The 13893-nt window shown below is 66.9% G+C and carries 14 protein-coding genes; 6 read left to right on the forward strand and 8 right to left on the reverse strand.

What is annotated here, in order from left to right:
* Nucleotides 1-4: 4 nt before the first annotated feature.
* The 3 genes from J1N50_RS01355 to J1N50_RS01365 form a co-directional block, all read right to left on the reverse strand.
* Nucleotides 5-442: an acyl-CoA thioesterase gene (locus tag J1N50_RS01355; RefSeq protein WP_215349519.1), complete on the reverse strand. Its 438-nt coding sequence runs from the start codon at nt 440-442 to the stop codon at nt 5-7.
* Nucleotides 443-451: 9 nt separating this feature from the next.
* On the reverse strand, nt 452-1216 hold the full coding sequence (locus J1N50_RS01360) for an alpha/beta fold hydrolase (RefSeq protein WP_215349522.1): 765 nt from the start codon (nt 1214-1216) through the stop codon (nt 452-454).
* A gap of 129 nt (nt 1217-1345) precedes the next feature.
* Nucleotides 1346-1600 (reverse strand): DUF6356 family protein, encoded by a 255-nt coding sequence (locus J1N50_RS01365; RefSeq protein ID WP_215349525.1) that lies wholly within the window; start codon nt 1598-1600, stop codon nt 1346-1348.
* 202 nt (nt 1601-1802) lie between these two features.
* Here J1N50_RS01365 and thrS point away from each other — a divergent pair, with 202 nt between their 5' ends.
* The 3 genes from thrS to J1N50_RS01380 are packed head-to-tail and all read left to right on the forward strand — an operon-like array spanning nt 1803 to nt 5418.
* The gene (thrS, locus tag J1N50_RS01370; RefSeq protein ID WP_215349528.1) at nt 1803-3806 is read left to right on the forward strand and encodes a threonine--tRNA ligase; all 2004 of its coding nucleotides are present in this window, start codon (nt 1803-1805) and stop codon (nt 3804-3806) included.
* Nucleotides 3803-4660, forward strand: a complete 858-nt coding sequence (locus J1N50_RS01375) for a metallophosphoesterase (protein ID WP_215349531.1) — start codon at nt 3803-3805, stop codon at nt 4658-4660. The genes thrS and J1N50_RS01375 overlap by 4 nt, the downstream gene beginning before the upstream one ends.
* The gene (locus tag J1N50_RS01380) at nt 4657-5418 is read left to right on the forward strand and encodes a sulfite exporter TauE/SafE family protein (RefSeq protein WP_343227822.1); all 762 of its coding nucleotides are present in this window, start codon (nt 4657-4659) and stop codon (nt 5416-5418) included. The genes J1N50_RS01375 and J1N50_RS01380 overlap by 4 nt, the downstream gene beginning before the upstream one ends.
* Here the strand turns inward: J1N50_RS01380 and J1N50_RS01385 are convergent.
* Together J1N50_RS01385 and J1N50_RS01390 are read right to left on the reverse strand one after the other, a co-directional pair.
* A complete protein-coding gene (locus J1N50_RS01385; protein ID WP_215349534.1) occupies nt 5415-7916 on the reverse strand; it encodes an ABC transporter permease in 2502 nt (833 codons plus the stop codon). The two genes, J1N50_RS01380 and J1N50_RS01385, sit on opposite strands and share 4 nt — an antisense overlap.
* A 202-nt stretch (nt 7917-8118) precedes the next feature.
* Nucleotides 8119-8784, reverse strand: a complete 666-nt coding sequence (locus tag J1N50_RS01390; RefSeq protein WP_246552883.1) for an ABC transporter ATP-binding protein — start codon at nt 8782-8784, stop codon at nt 8119-8121.
* A gap of 58 nt (nt 8785-8842) precedes the next feature.
* Here J1N50_RS01390 and J1N50_RS01395 point away from each other — a divergent pair, with 58 nt between their 5' ends.
* A complete protein-coding gene (locus J1N50_RS01395; RefSeq protein ID WP_215349540.1) occupies nt 8843-9556 on the forward strand; it encodes an arylesterase in 714 nt (237 codons plus the stop codon).
* 178 nt (nt 9557-9734) lie between these two features.
* On the opposite strand, the gene J1N50_RS01400 is transcribed toward J1N50_RS01395, so the two are convergent.
* From J1N50_RS01400 to J1N50_RS01410, 3 genes are all read right to left on the reverse strand, one after another.
* Nucleotides 9735-10379, reverse strand: a complete 645-nt coding sequence (locus tag J1N50_RS01400) for an MOSC domain-containing protein (RefSeq protein ID WP_215349543.1) — start codon at nt 10377-10379, stop codon at nt 9735-9737.
* Nucleotides 10376-10705 (reverse strand): YnfA family protein, encoded by a 330-nt coding sequence (locus tag J1N50_RS01405; protein WP_215349546.1) that lies wholly within the window; start codon nt 10703-10705, stop codon nt 10376-10378. The genes J1N50_RS01400 and J1N50_RS01405 overlap by 4 nt, the downstream gene beginning before the upstream one ends.
* Nucleotides 10706-11008: 303 nt before the next feature.
* Nucleotides 11009-11467, reverse strand: a complete 459-nt coding sequence (locus J1N50_RS01410) for an outer membrane beta-barrel protein (protein ID WP_215349550.1) — start codon at nt 11465-11467, stop codon at nt 11009-11011.
* Between the two features lie 227 nt (nt 11468-11694).
* On the opposite strand from J1N50_RS01410, the gene J1N50_RS01415 reads away from it, so the two are divergent.
* Both J1N50_RS01415 and J1N50_RS01420 read left to right on the forward strand, forming a co-directional pair.
* A complete protein-coding gene (locus J1N50_RS01415) occupies nt 11695-12081 on the forward strand; it encodes a hypothetical protein (RefSeq protein WP_215349553.1) in 387 nt (128 codons plus the stop codon).
* Between the two features lie 9 nt (nt 12082-12090).
* Nucleotides 12091-13797 (forward strand): caspase family protein, encoded by a 1707-nt coding sequence (locus J1N50_RS01420; RefSeq protein ID WP_215349555.1) that lies wholly within the window; start codon nt 12091-12093, stop codon nt 13795-13797.
* Nucleotides 13798-13893: the final 96 nt, after the last annotated feature.

Genomic DNA, 13893 nt, shown 5'->3' on the forward strand with positions numbered 1-13893 from the left:
TATATTAGGCACGAAGCGCCCGACCTTCAAACGCTTCGAACAAGTTTACGAATTCATCCGGCACCGGCGCCGTCGCCCCCTGCGCTTCCTCGACATGAACGCTGACTTCCAGTCCGGTCGCGCGCAGGTCGTCCCTGCCCGCGCCGTGCAGTTCGAACAGGAAGGTCATCGAGCTTCGCCCGACGCGCGAGCAGCGCACGCAGATGTCGATTTCCTCGTCGAGCAGGATCGGTACCTTGTAATCGACCTCGGCGCGCGCGACGTGGAATTCGGGGCTGTCGTTCGCGGGCCAACGGTCATACACCCCCGCCGCGCGCCAATATTCGGTGATGCCGATATCGAAATATTCGAGGTAACGGCTGTTGAACACCACCGCCTGCGCGTCGATCTCGGCATAGCGGACGCGTTTCTTGACGCTGAACTTGAAATCGCTGCGGGCCATATCTGTCCTCTAGTTCGGGGTCGCCAGACGCGCGACGGTGTCTATCAGAAGCGCGATGTCGCCATCGCGCGACAGCCTGTGGTCGCCGCCCTTGACGAGCGTCACCTGCACATCCTCGCTCGCCAGCGCGGCCGACAGGCGCAGGCTGATATCGGGCGGCACGTCGCCATCCTCCTGCCCGTGCAGCAACCGTACCGGGCAGGTGAGGGGGATGTCGGCGCCGAGCAGCCGGTTCGCCTCGCCCGACTGGAAAAAGCGGCGCGTCGTCATATAGGGCTGGTCGCTGTATGGCGTTTCCTCGACCAGCGCTCCCTCGGCGAGAATGATCGCCTTTTCGGCGTCGCTGAATCCCCAGTCGGTGAAATCGGGCGCCGCCGCGATCCCGACGAGCCCCGCGACGCGCGCAGCCCCGTCGCGCTGCACGAGCGCCAGCGCGGTGAGCAGCATCAGCCAGCCGCCCATCGACGATCCGACGATCAGCACCGGCCCTTCGGCCTTCGCATCGATCAGGTCGAGCACATCGCCGCGCCAGTCGAGCAGGGTCTGCTCGGCAAACAGCCCGTCCGAAAGCCCGCATCCGGCAGAGTCGAGCAACAGGCAAGCCTGACCCTCGGTCGCGGCCCAGTCGAACAGCGCGGTCGCCTTGCCGCCCGCCATGTCGGACATATAGCCCGGCAGGAAGACGATCGTCGGTCCGCGGCCTGCGACATGGCGATAGGCGAGCCGCGGACGGCCCGAACGGTCGAGAAAATCGGGGGCGATAGGGTCAGTCATTGTCTAATCCCGCTCGTGTCGAGCGAAGTCGAGACACCCATCGGGACCGCGCGAGGCAGAGGGGCATCTCGACTTCGCTCGATGCGAATGGAGATTCAGCTGAGCCATAAGGGAGCGGGAACACGCGGATCAGATGACCCAGTCGATCGTGCTCATCTGCATCACGGCCTGCCCCTTGGCGCGCCGCTGTTCGACCATGATCTTGTTGAGCCGCTGGATCGTGTCGCTGCCGGTGGTGATGCACCAGCCGGGCACCACCGCGTGGATCAGTGCGCAAAGGCCGCCATAGATCATCGTCACCCCGAACTTCGACGCAACGCCGAAATGCTCGAGATAATTCTCGTCGACGCTCTTCGGATGATCGACGAACAGGCGCTTGAACATGGCGGGACGGCTCCTTTCCGGCTGTGGGTCCACTAGCCGTGGATGCGCGGGGTCGCAAGGGCGGCGCGGTGACAAGATGCGCGTCCAACCCTATCTATATCGTGTCGTGCTTCCGAAATCCCGACCTCGCGCCCCTTGCGGCAGCGCGGTATGGCTGGCAAAGGGGCGCCGCACTTTTGCGCGAAGAAAGGCCGATTTCTAGATGTCCCAGATGATCCGCGTCACCCTTCCCGATGGCTCTGCCCGTGAAGTCGCGCGCGGGACTACTCCGGCGCAGATTGCGGCGGACATCGGACCCGGCCTCGCGAAGGCCGCGCTCGCCGCGAAGGTCGACGGCGAACTGCGCGACATCATGCGCCCGCTGGAGGAGGACACGAACCTCGCGCTGGTGACGAGCCGCGACGAGGCCGACGCGCTCGAACTGGTGCGCCACGACTATGCGCATGTGTTGGCCGAGGCGGTGCAGAATCTGTTCCCCGGCACGCAGATCACCTTCGGGCCATCGACGAACGACGGCTTCTATTACGACTTCGCGCCGACCGCCGAACATGGCGCGTTCCGCGACGACGAGCTGCCGCTGATCGAGGAGGAGATGCGCCGGATCATCGCCGCCGACCTTCCTCTCACGAGAGAGGTTTGGGAGCGCGACAAGCTGATCGCCAAGTGGCAGGCGGAGGGCGAAACCTTCAAGGCCGAATGGGCGCACGAGCTGCCCGAGGGCGAGGAACTGACCGTCTATCGCTCCGGCGACGGCTGGATGGACATGTGCCGCGGCCCGCACCTCGCCTCGACGGGCAAGCTCGACCCGGCGGCGTTCAAGCTGACGCGCGTGTCGGGCGCCTATTGGCGCGGCGACCAGAAGAATGCGCAATTGAGCCGCATCTATGGCACCGGCTGGCTCAACAAGAAGCAACTCGCCGAGCATCTCGTCCGGCTGGAGGAGGCCGCGAAGCGCGACCACCGCAAGATCGGCCGCGAGATGGACCTCTTTCACCTGCAGGAAGAGGCGCACGGCAGCGTCTTCTGGCACCCCAAGGGCTATCGCATCTACCGCGAGCTCGAGGCCTATATGCGGCGCGCGATCGACGGCGCGGGCTATCAGGAGGTCAAGACCCCGCAGGTGATGGACGCGCGCCAGTGGGAGCAGTCGGGCCATTGGGGCAAATATCGCGAGAATATGTTCGTCATCCCCGACGAGGTGCCGAACATCGAGGACGACGGCCCGCTGGTGTCGGACGATGCCGAGTGGATGGCGCTGAAACCGATGAACTGTCCCGCGCACGTCCTGATCTTCCGCCAGGGGATCAAGTCGTACCGCGACCTGCCGCTGCGCATGGCCGAAATGGGCTGCTGCCACCGCAACGAGCCGCACGGCGCGCTCCACGGCATCATGCGCGTGCGCCAATTCACGCAGGACGACGGCCATATCTTCTGCCGCGAGGACCAGATCGTCGAGGAAGTGCGGAGCTTCTGCCAGCTTCTCGACCGCGTCTACAAGCAGCTCGGGTTCGAGAAATATGCGGTCAAGCTCGCGCTGCGCCCCGACATGCGCTTCGGCACCGACGAGATGTGGGACAAGGCCGAACAGGAACTGCGCGAGGCGGTCGAGCGCGCCGGCATGGCGAACGACGATTATGGCTGGGAGGAACTGCCGGGCGAGGGCGCCTTCTATGCGCCCAAGCTCGAATTCCACCTGACCGATGCGATCGGGCGGACGTGGCAGTGCGGGACGATCCAGTCCGACCGCGTGATGCCCGAACGTCTCGATGCCTCGTACATCGGCGAGGATGGCGAGCGCCATCGCCCGGTAATGCTGCACCGCGCGATCCTCGGCACGTACGAGCGCTTCATCGGCATTTTGATCGAGCATTTCGCCGGTCGTTTCCCGACCTGGCTCGCGCCGGTGCAGGCGGTCGTCGCGACGATCGTCAGTGACGCAGACGACTATGCGAAGGATGCGGTGGCGCAACTCGAAGCCGCGGGCGTGCGCGTCGACGCCGATCTGCGCAACGAGAAGATCAACTACAAGGTGCGCGAGCACAGCCTGCAAAAGATTCCCTATCTGCTCGTCGTCGGCAAGCGCGAGGCCGAAGAAGGCACCGTCGCGATCCGCACGCTCGGCCAGGACGGCCAGCGGATCATGCCGCTCGCCGAGGCGATCGCGATGCTGAAGGGTGAGGCCACCCCGCCGGACCTCAAGGATTGAGCGCGAAACCGCGGCGGCTCTGGCGGCGCTGGACCGCGCTGCTGGCATTGCTCGGCGTCGCGGTTCTCGCCCGCGGATACTGGAACTCGACCCGCGCTCCCGTCGTCCGCACCGCGGCCGTCGCGGTCGCCGACTGGCCCGCGGAGCAGGCGCCGCTGCGGGTGCTGCTGCTCTCGGACACGCATGTCGCCGGGCCCGACATGCCCCCCGAACGGCTCGCGCGGATCGTCGACCGGCTCAATCGGCTGAAACCCGATCTGGTGCTGGTCGCGGGCGATCTGGTCAGCGAAAAGCGCACGGCGACCCACATCTATACGCCCGCCGAGATCGTCGCCCCGCTCGGCCGGCTGAAGGCGCCGCTCGGCGTCATCGTTGCGCCGGGCAATCACGATCATTGGTTCCGCCCCGACGCGCTGCGCGGCGCGCTTGAGAGGCAGGGGCTTGGCGTCCTCCAGAACGAGGCCGTGAAACGCGGCCCGCTGATCGTCGGCGGGGTCGATGACGATTATACGGGCCACGACGACATCCCGAAGACGTTCGCCGCGATGGACGCGCTCGGGCCGGGTGTGCCGGTCATCGTCTCGCACAGTCCCGACATCGTTCCCGATCTCCGTCGCCCGGTTGCGGCGGTGTTCGCGGGGCATACGCATTGCGGGCAGATCCGCCTGCCCGTGATCGGTGCGCTGACCTATGTCTCGCGCTACGGGAGCCGTTTCGCCTGCGGCGATATCACCGACGAGGGCCAGCGGCTGTTCGTCGGCGCGGGGCTGGGGACCAGCATATTGCCGCTTCGTTTCAACACGCCGCCCGATGTGTGGCTGGTGACGCTCGGGCCGCAGGGGGCGGCGCGGTGAACGGCGCGCTCCATCTTGTCGGCCTGGCGCCGCTGACCTTCGCGGGCGCGGCCGCCATGACCTTCGGCGCCGCCTTTGTGCGCGGGCTTACCGGCTTCGGCATGGCGATCATCCTTGTCCCTCTGCTCGGCATGTTGATGCCGCCGGGGCAGGCGGTGGTACTCGGGATCATCCTGCAACTGCTCATCGGTCCGGTAGGGTTTCGCCGCATCGCCGACGACGCCGACCGCCGTACCGCGGTGCCGATCGCGCTGCTCGCGATGCTGGCGACCCCGCTCGGGATGCTCGCTCTCAGGGCGGTGACGCCCGACGTCGCGCGGCTGCTGATCGCGATCATCGCGATCGGCGCCTTCCTGCTGATCCTGATGCCGCAGCATCCCGATGGCCACAAGCCGGGCCGGGGAGCAATCGGCGCCACCGGGATCGCATCGGGCATATTGACCGGTTTTGCGGCGATGCCGGGGCCGCCCGTCGTGCCTTTCTATCTTAGGCAACGGATCGCGCCCGCGACCGCGCGCGCGTCGATGATGCTCGTCTTCTTCGCGACCGCGATCGCCGGAACCGCCGCGTCGCTCTGGCTCGGCCTCGCGACGGGCAAGCTCTTCATCCTTGCGCTGCTGCTCTTCATTCCGATGGTGCTCGGCGACCAGGTCGGTACGCGCCTTTTTGGCCGCGTCCCGGCCCCGGTCTGGCGCAGCATCGTCGCTGTGGTGCTCGGCGCCGCCGGCATCTCGGCGCTCGTCCGCCTCCTCAACTAGAGACTGCGGAGCGCCTGCGCGGGCTTGGCCGACAGCAACGGCCAGCTTCCGGCGATCCCGATCAGGAAAGACAGTCCGGCCCCGCCGATCAGCGTCAGCCCGACGACCAGCGGATCGGGCGCGAAGCGGAAGTCGAAAAGCTGCGTCACGACATACCAGGCGCCCGCGAGCCCAAGGCCGAGCGCCAGCGCGCCGAGGATGCCCGCCAGCACCGCATATTCCATCGCCTGCGCGCCCAGTATCTGCCCGCGCGTCGCACCGAGCTGCTTCAGGATCACGCTGTCGTACACGCGCCGCTCGCGGCTCGCCGCGATCGCGCCGATCAGCACCGCGATCCCGGCGAGGATCGCGATGCTTGCGGCGGCGGCGATCGCCTGGCTCATCTGGGTGAGCAAAGTCGTCACCTGTGACACGACATCGCGGACCTGGATCAGCGACGCCGACGGAAAGGCCCGCGGGATGCTGCGCGCCAGCCCGGCCTCGGCCTTCGGCGGCACGGCCACGGTCGCGACCATATTATGCGGTGCGGCGTCGAAGGTGCCCGGCGAGAAGACGAGCACATAGTTGAGGCCGAAATTATCCCACTCGACCGTGCGGAAGGAGGCGACTTTCGCCTGCACCTCGACCCCCAGCACATTGACCGACAGCGTATCGCCGAGCTTCAGCCCCAACGACGCAGCGACCTCCTGCTCGACGCTGACCAGCGGCGGCCCCCTGTAATCGGCGGGCCACCATGTGCCGCCAACCAGCTCGCTGCCGTTCGGCAGGACGGGGCTGTACGTCAGCCCGCGGTCGCCGCGCAGCACCCATGCCCCCTCGGGCAGTTCGGCAAGCTCGTCGACGCGCTGGCCTTTGAACTCGGTGACGCTGCCGCGCAGCGCCGGAATCATGTTGACCTCGGCATCGGGCGCCGCCGCGACGACCATCGAGCGGAATTCCGCCGCTTGCCCGCGCGGAATATCGAGCACGAAGAAGCTCGGCGCGCGCTGCGGCACCGTGCGTGCGATCTCGGCCGTGATGCTCGTCTGGATCGCCGCCAGCGTCACGAACAGCGTCAGGCCCAGGCCGAGCGCAACGACCAGCGCGCCCGTTGCCGCGCCCGGCCGGTGCAGGTTCGCAACCGCCAGCCGAAGCAACGGCCGCTTCGGCCGCGGCAAACGGCTCGCCGTCCGCCGGACCAGCCAGCCCAGCCCGACGAGAATCAGCAGAAGGCCGATCGCGGCGCCGATGAAGGACAGCGCAAACAGCGGCTCGCGCGCGGTCCCGACCGCCAGCGCGATGATCGCCGCCAGCGCCGCGCCGACGGAAACGATGGTCCGCCGATCGATCCGCGCTGCGCCGTCGACCGTCGCGCGATAGAGCCCTGCCGCCGGCACATGCCGCGTTGCGGCGAGCGGGGGCAGGGCAAAGGCGACCGCGATCAGCAGGCCATAGGCGGCACTGACGATCAGCGGCAGCGGATAGAGCGCAAAGCCCGGGCGCACCGGCAGCACATCGCCGGCGACCGCGCCGATCAGGCTCGGCATCAGCGCGCCGACGGCCAGTCCCGCTCCGATCGCAACCGCCGCAACCGTCAGAATCTGCAGGCCATAGATACGCTGCACGGTGGCACTGTCCGCACCCAGCACCTTGAGCGTCGCCAGCCCCGGCCGCTTGCCCGCAAGGTAGCTCGCGACGCCGTTGCCGACGCCGATCCCGGCGATCACCAGCGCCGCAAGCCCGACGAGCGACAGGAACTGCCCCATCCGCTCGATGAAGCGCCGCGTTCCCGGCGCGCCATTGCTGCTGTCGGTGATGTCCCAGCCTGCGTCGGGGAAACGCGCGCTCAGCGCCTTGCCGACCGCTTCGGGGTTCGCATCGCTCGGCAGCCGCACGCGATATTTGCTCTCGTAAAGGCTCCCCGGCTGGATCAACTGCGTCGCCGGCAGGTCGCTCAGCCCGATGATCGCCACCGGTCCCAGCGTGAAGCCTTCGCCCAGCCGGTCGGGTTCCTCGGCGATGATGCCGTCGATCCTGAAGTTTCTTTCGCCGAACTTCACCTCGCCGCCGACCTTCAGGTCGAGCCGCGACGCCAGATCCTTGCCGATCCAGATCGATCCGGCGGGCGGCGGGCCTTTGCGCGCGCCGCTCTCCAGCCGCATCGTGCCATACAGCGGATAGGCGCCGTCGATCGCTTTCAACTCCGACAGCAGCGCATCGCCGCCCGGCGCATTCGCCATCGCGCGCAGCCGCACGGTGGCCGAAGGCGTGCCTATGCTTCGCAAGCCCGCCATTTCGTCGGCGCTCGCCTCGCGCTGCGGCAGGCTGAATTCGATGTCGCCGCCAAGGATCGTCTGCCCGCGCCGCTCGAGTTCGGAGGTGATGCCGCTCGTCAGACTGCCGATCGCGGCCAGCGTCGCGACGCCAAGGAACAGGCAGACGGCGAGCAGGCGAAGCCCGCGGATGCGCGTCGCGAGGTCGCGCCGCGCGATCCGCCAGAGGGTTGCGAGCGGCAGCATCAGCAAATCCTCCCTGTGGCGAAGCCATGAGGAGGTGGCAGCGCCCTTCGACTGCCTTGCAGGCGCTCAGGATAAACTGCGCCTCCGGCGCAGCGCTGACGGAGGGGCGACGGCGCGACGTTGCGGCCCCTCCACCACCCGCTTTGCGGGCGGTCCCCCTCCCCATGGCTTCGCCACAGGGAGGATTGTTTCCTTTGCTCTATCATCGTTCCTCGATCCGCCCGTCGTGCATCACGACGACGCGGTCGCATTGTTCGGCCAGATCGGGGTCGTGCGTGATGATGAGCAGGGTCGCGCCCAGCGCCGCGCGGCGCGCGAAGATCAGCTCGATGATCGATTGCCCGGTCGCCGTGTCGAGGTTGCCCGTCGGCTCGTCGGCGAAGATGATCGCCGGGCTGCTCGCCATCGCGCGCGCGATCGCGACGCGCTGCTGCTCGCCGCCCGACAGCTGCGCCGGATAATGGGTCAGGCGATGCCCGAGCCCGACGGCTTCGAGCTCGGCCTGTGCCTTGCCGAACGGATCGTCGATCCCGGCGAGCTCCAGCGGCACCGCGACATTTTCGAGCGCGGTCATTGTCGGCAGCAGGTGGAACGCCTGCAGCACGATGCCGATCCGCCCGCGCCGTGCGCGCGCCAGTTCGTCCTCGTCCATCGCGCCGAAATCGAGCCCCGCGACGCGAATCGTCCCGCCGCCCGCGCGTTCGAGCCCCGCCAGCACCGCCATCAGCGAACTTTTGCCCGATCCCGACGGCCCGAGCAGCGCGACCGAACTCCCGGCTTCGACCTCCAGCTCGACGCCGCGCAAAATTTCGACCGGGGCCTTGTCGCTCCCCAAAGTCAGCGTCACATTATGGGCGGCGATCGCCAACGCGGGCGTCAGAGCCTTTTGGGCTCGTGCAGTGTCGGACAAGAAGGAACCCTTTGGAATGAAAACGGCCGGATGGCGTTCTGTCCTTACATATGGTTGTGTCGCAATTCTTTGCCAACCACTCGCCGCCTGCGGATCGGCGGAAAATCCATCGGCATCGACGAACGACACGGCCGCCTCGACACCCGCCCCCTCGATCCCGGCGAACGCGCCGCTGATCATTGCATTCGGCGACAGCCTCTACGCCGGTTACCAGCTCGGCCCGAAAGACGGGCTCGCGCCGCAGCTCCAGGCGGCGCTGGCCGAGGACGGCGTCGTGGCGCGCGTGCAGAATGCCGGCGTCTCGGGCGATACGACCGCGGCAGGCCGCCAGCGGCTGACCTATGTTCTCGATAATGCGAAGGCGAAGCCGGCGCTCGTGGTCCTCGGGCTCGGCGGCAACGACATGCTGCGGGGGATCGACGCGGCGCAGACGCGGGCCAACCTTGACGCGATGCTTGCCGAACTCAAGAAGCGGGACATTCCGGTGGTGCTGACCGGCATGGTTGCCGCGCCAAACCTCGGGCCGGAATATGCAAAGAAATTCAATCCGATCTATCCCGAACTCGCGGCCAAATATGGCGCGAGCCTTTATCCCTTCATCCTCGACAATGTCGTGGGGCACAGCGATCTGATGCTCGCCGACAATATCCACCCCAATGCCAAGGGCGTGAAAATTGTGGTCGAAGGGCTGGCGCCGCTCGTCGAGGATGCGCTGCCCGACGCGAAATAGTTGATCCTCCCTGTGCCGCAGGCATGGGGAGGGGGACCATCCGAAGGATGGTGGAGGGGCAGCAACGAGGCGCTATCGCTCCTCCGTCAGCGCTTCGCCAAGGGCGAAGTTTATCCTGAGCGCCTGCAAGGCAGTCGAAGGGCGCTGCCACCTCCCCATCGCTGCGCGACAGGGAGGATCAGCCTAGTAGCTTCTCCGCCCGCGCGCGCCATGTCGTCGCGAGCGCATCCATCGCGGCGAGCGCGCGCAGCGCCTCGGGCTCGCGCTTGCCTGCGCCGCCAATCAGCAGGTGAAAGACCCGATCGACGCTCCACTCGGGCTGCGGCCGCTCGACCAGCGCCAACGCGTCGCCTGCCGCGACTGCGCCTTCCTCGATCACCCGATAATACCACCCGCTCCGCCGCGTCGCGACCACAGTCGCGGGTACCGTTGCAACCCCGAAGCGGTGCCCCAGCTTCCAGCACGGCTGGCGTCCCTGGCTGATCTCGACGAGCGCGCTGCCCAGCCGATAACGGTCGCCGATGCAGGCTTCGCTCTCGATCAGCCCCTCAGTCGAGATATTCTCGCCGAACGCCCCCGGCGCTTCGAGCAGCGCATGATCGCCCAGCTCCCCGGCCCACCAGCCATAATGATCGCGGGGATAATGGTGGATCGCCTTGTCGACGCCGCCATGCACCGTCAGGTCGGCCTGTTCGTCGCCGTCGATGCCGAGCAGGCCAACGCGCAGCGCGCCATCGACCGGCGTCTTGGCGATCGCGCTGGCCTCGTCGCCACGAAAGGCGCGTGCCTTGCCGGTCAGGACCGCGTCGATCGCATAGCTCATGCCGCGGCCCCCCGCGGCCCGAACAGGATGATCGCCGCTCCGCCGAGGCACAGGAGGGCGCCGATCACGTCCCAACGGTCGGGCCGCGCGCCCTCGATCGCCCAAAGCCAGAGCAGCGCCGCGACGATATAGACCCCGCCATAGGCAGCGTAAGTGCGCCCGGCATGGTCGGCGTCGACCAGCGTCAGAAGGTAGGCGAACAGCGCCAGCGACGCCATTCCGGGCGCCAGCCACCAGACCGGCTTGTCCAGGCGCAGCCACGCCCAGAAGGCGAAGCATCCGGCAATCTCGGCCAGCGCGGCGGCGATATAGGCGAAGGCGGTCATCGGCTCACCGTGGCGCGGGAGACGCGGAAAGGGAAGGGGGTTTGGCGGGGTTGGCAGAGGGCGATTTGGGTGGGGGGCGGACCACAAGCCCTCTCCTCTTCAGGCGGGAGGGTTGGGAGAGGGGGAGGCATCCCATCCTCTCTCAACTCCGGCTAGCCGGTAAACCGGCAAGCCTGCATATCTCTCTCTTGAAGGGGAGAGAGCTATTCCGTCAATGCCCGCAACCCGTCGCAAATAGCCGCGAACAAGAAAAGGGGCGACCCGCAGGCCGCCCCTTCCTTGCGATATCGCTGTTCCGAAGGATCAGAACGCGAGGCCGAGGCCCACCGCGAAGCTGTCGAAGTCGCCGAAGTTGCCGATGAACTGGTGGCGATATTCGGCCTTGGCGTACAGGTTCTGGCCCAGCTTGTGCTGGTAGCCGGCGCCGACATACGGGTCGTCGATGTCGCTGAAGGTGTAACCGCCGGTGACATAAGCCTTGCCTGCGGCGCCGACCTTGGCGCCGAGACGGCCGCCGGCCGAGAACTGCACGTCAAAGCCGTCCTTCAGAACCTTGTCGCCCGCGACTTCGGCGCCGAGGAAAGCCTTGTCGCCAAGGTCGAGGTCGTAGCCGATGGCGGCGCCGATGGTGGCGTCGTCGAGGCCGTTGCCGGTGATGTAGCCGCCGCGCACTTCGGCGCGGACTTCGCCGCCGTCGGCAGCGAGGGCGGGGGTGGCAACGACGGCCGAGAGGAGAGCGGCAGCAACTGCGAACTTCTTCATTTTCTTTTCCTTTACTCTAATCTGGACCACGCCCTTTGGGTCGCGGCCCGGGCCTTAGATGGTCCTCGCGCCTGTCGCTGCAATGAACGTATCGTTCAGATTGTGACAATTTTCTTACCTGTGTTAATTTTGCAACACACGTTCGGATGACGGCCCGAGCCTTGACTCGTCGCCCCAAGTGGCGGTTAATCCGTCCCGGAGCGGGTCGGTCCCGCGGGGGAAGGACGATGGCGGAAGGGGAAGTGCTGCACATCCTTGTCGATGATCGTCGCGGCCTCGACGAAGAGATGCGCGATCGTCTGGCGCGCTCGCTGATCGCCGAACTCAACGAGCATCAACCCGGCGCCGCGAGTCTCGGCACGGCCGAGGCGCCGTCGGGGTCGAAGGCCGGCGAGTGGGCAATGACCGCCGAAGTCGCGATCAGCCTCGGCGCGCTCGCGTCGTCCTGGGCGGTCCCGGTGCTCGAACGCTGGCTCGACCGGCAGGATGCCGAAACCACGCTGACGCTGAAGGGCAAGAATGCCGAGGGCAAATATTTCGAGGTCAGCGTTGCCGGTGAAGCGCCGGCGGACGTGCTCGAAAAGCTCAACAACTTCTTGCCGCGAGCGAAATAGGCGCGCCCGGTGAAGCGCGCGCTGATCCTTGCGACCGGCACCTATGCCGACAGCCGGATCGCCCCGCTGAAATCGCCCGTTCCCGATGCCGAGCGGCTGCGCCTGCTGCTGATCCGCGACGACGTCGGGCCCTATGACGTCACGATGCTGTCCGACGCCGGGCTGATGGCGCAGCGCGTTGCGATCGAGCGCTATTTCCAGTCGGCGGGCCCCGACGACACATTGCTCCTTTTCGTTTCGGGGCATGGCGACAAGGACGCCGACGGCGACCTCTATTTCCTGGCGCAGGATACCGACCGCGACCTTCTTTCTTCGACCGCGATCGGCGCGCATTTCGTGTCGAAGCAGGCGGCGCGCAGCCGCGCGAAGCAGAAGGTGCTGCTGATCGACACCTGCTACAGCGGCGCCTTTGCGAAGGGGCATGTGTTCAAGTCGGGGTCGGCGGCGATCACCGCCGAGGATTTCGGCGAGAATGGGGGGCGCGGCACCGCAATCATCACCGCGGCTTCGAGTACCCAGCTCGCAAGCGAGGCGGCGGCCGAGGGGCGGATGCAGTCGCGCTTCACGCGCCACCTGATCGAGGGGATCGAGACCGGCGCCGCCGACGTCAACGGCACCGGCAACATCACGCTCGACGAACTGTTCGACTATGTCCGCACCGCGCTTCGCCGTGAAGGGCCGGGGCAGGAGCCCAAGCGTCTCAACGCGATCGACGGCGACATGGTCATCGCGCGCAACCCGGTGCCGCGGGCAGTCCCGCTCGCGCCCGCGCTGGCCAAGCGCATCGCGAGCCGCAATTGGGAAACGCGAGCGACCGCGTGCATCGCGCTGGCCGAGATCGTCCGCAACGGCGATCGGCAGCGCGGCCCCGCGCTCGCCGCCTTGCAGACACTTGGCGAAGATCCCGACGACCGTGTCAAGCGCCGCGCACAGGCCGAATTGAAGGAACTGGCTGAACAGGACAGCAAGAAGATGTCCTTCTTGGGCGACTTGCCGAGCCCCGGTCCTCGCCCGGATCCCGTTCCCGATCCGAAGCCCGACCCGATCCCCGATCCGGGCCCGAGGTTCGACACCGCGACGAAGATCTTCATCGGCGTGTTCGCGGCGATGCTGCTCGCGCTGCTCGTCATGATCCTGCGCCCCGACAAGGACGGCGAGGGGACCGATGGCGCCGACACCACCGGCGCGAGCACCGGCAGCACCAGTTCGGCTTCGGGCGGCGTGGCTACCGGCACGCCGCCGCCGGTCTTCGGCACGGGCGGAGAGGAATTTGCGAACTATATTGCCGCCAGCACGACCTATCCCATGCTGGTCGCCGCCTGTAACAAGGATTTCACTTACGCGGCGGCCGCATCCTGCTTCGAGCTCGGCAAGGCGTTCGAGAATGGCGAGGGCGAGACGCAGGACTTCGCGGTCGCAACCAGCCTTTATGAAAAGGCTTGCTATCGCGGCCATGCCGAGGCCTGCGCCTACGCCAGCTTCCGGATCAGGCCGGACAAGCCCGATCGCTCCTACCTGCTCGCCGACGCGGCGTGCAAACAGGACAATGCGCGCGGCTGCGGCTATCTCGGCTATAATTACGAAAATGGCGTCGGCGCGACGACCAATCTCTATTCGGCGCGCGACTATTACAACCTCGGCTGCACCAAGGGCTATTCGACCGCGTGCGGCGAACGCGACCGGCTCAACACCGCGATGGGCGTGACGACGCCTTAGAGTGTTTTCAAGTCAGGTGGAATCACCTGACGGCCCGGAAAACACGGCAAAACAAGAATCTGGAGTGCCGGTTTTGATTCAATCAAAACCGAACGC

Source organism: Sphingopyxis soli, from assembly GCF_018682675.1.
In the GTDB taxonomy this organism is placed as follows: Bacteria; Pseudomonadota; Alphaproteobacteria; order Sphingomonadales; family Sphingomonadaceae; genus Sphingopyxis; species Sphingopyxis soli.

What these genes read in the sequence shown, in the direction of transcription:
- thrS (WP_215349528.1), top strand. Translation starts at nt 1,803, where the DNA reads ATGTCCCAGATGATCCGCGTCACCCTTCCCGATGGCTCTGCCCGTGAA.
- J1N50_RS01355 (WP_215349519.1), bottom strand. Translation starts at nt 442, where the DNA reads ATGGCCCGCAGCGATTTCAAGTTCAGCGTCAAGAAACGCGTCCGCTAT.
- J1N50_RS01415 (WP_215349553.1), top strand. Translation starts at nt 11,695, where the DNA reads ATGGCGGAAGGGGAAGTGCTGCACATCCTTGTCGATGATCGTCGCGGC.
- J1N50_RS01365 (WP_215349525.1), bottom strand. Translation starts at nt 1,600, where the DNA reads ATGTTCAAGCGCCTGTTCGTCGATCATCCGAAGAGCGTCGACGAGAAT.
- J1N50_RS01405 (WP_215349546.1), bottom strand. Translation starts at nt 10,705, where the DNA reads ATGACCGCCTTCGCCTATATCGCCGCCGCGCTGGCCGAGATTGCCGGA.
- J1N50_RS01400 (WP_215349543.1), bottom strand. Translation starts at nt 10,379, where the DNA reads ATGAGCTATGCGATCGACGCGGTCCTGACCGGCAAGGCACGCGCCTTT.
- J1N50_RS01410 (WP_215349550.1), bottom strand. Translation starts at nt 11,467, where the DNA reads ATGAAGAAGTTCGCAGTTGCTGCCGCTCTCCTCTCGGCCGTCGTTGCC.
- J1N50_RS01360 (WP_215349522.1), bottom strand. Translation starts at nt 1,216, where the DNA reads ATGACTGACCCTATCGCCCCCGATTTTCTCGACCGTTCGGGCCGTCCG.
- J1N50_RS01395 (WP_215349540.1), top strand. Translation starts at nt 8,843, where the DNA reads ATGAAAACGGCCGGATGGCGTTCTGTCCTTACATATGGTTGTGTCGCA.
- J1N50_RS01385 (WP_215349534.1), bottom strand. Translation starts at nt 7,916, where the DNA reads ATGCTGCCGCTCGCAACCCTCTGGCGGATCGCGCGGCGCGACCTCGCG.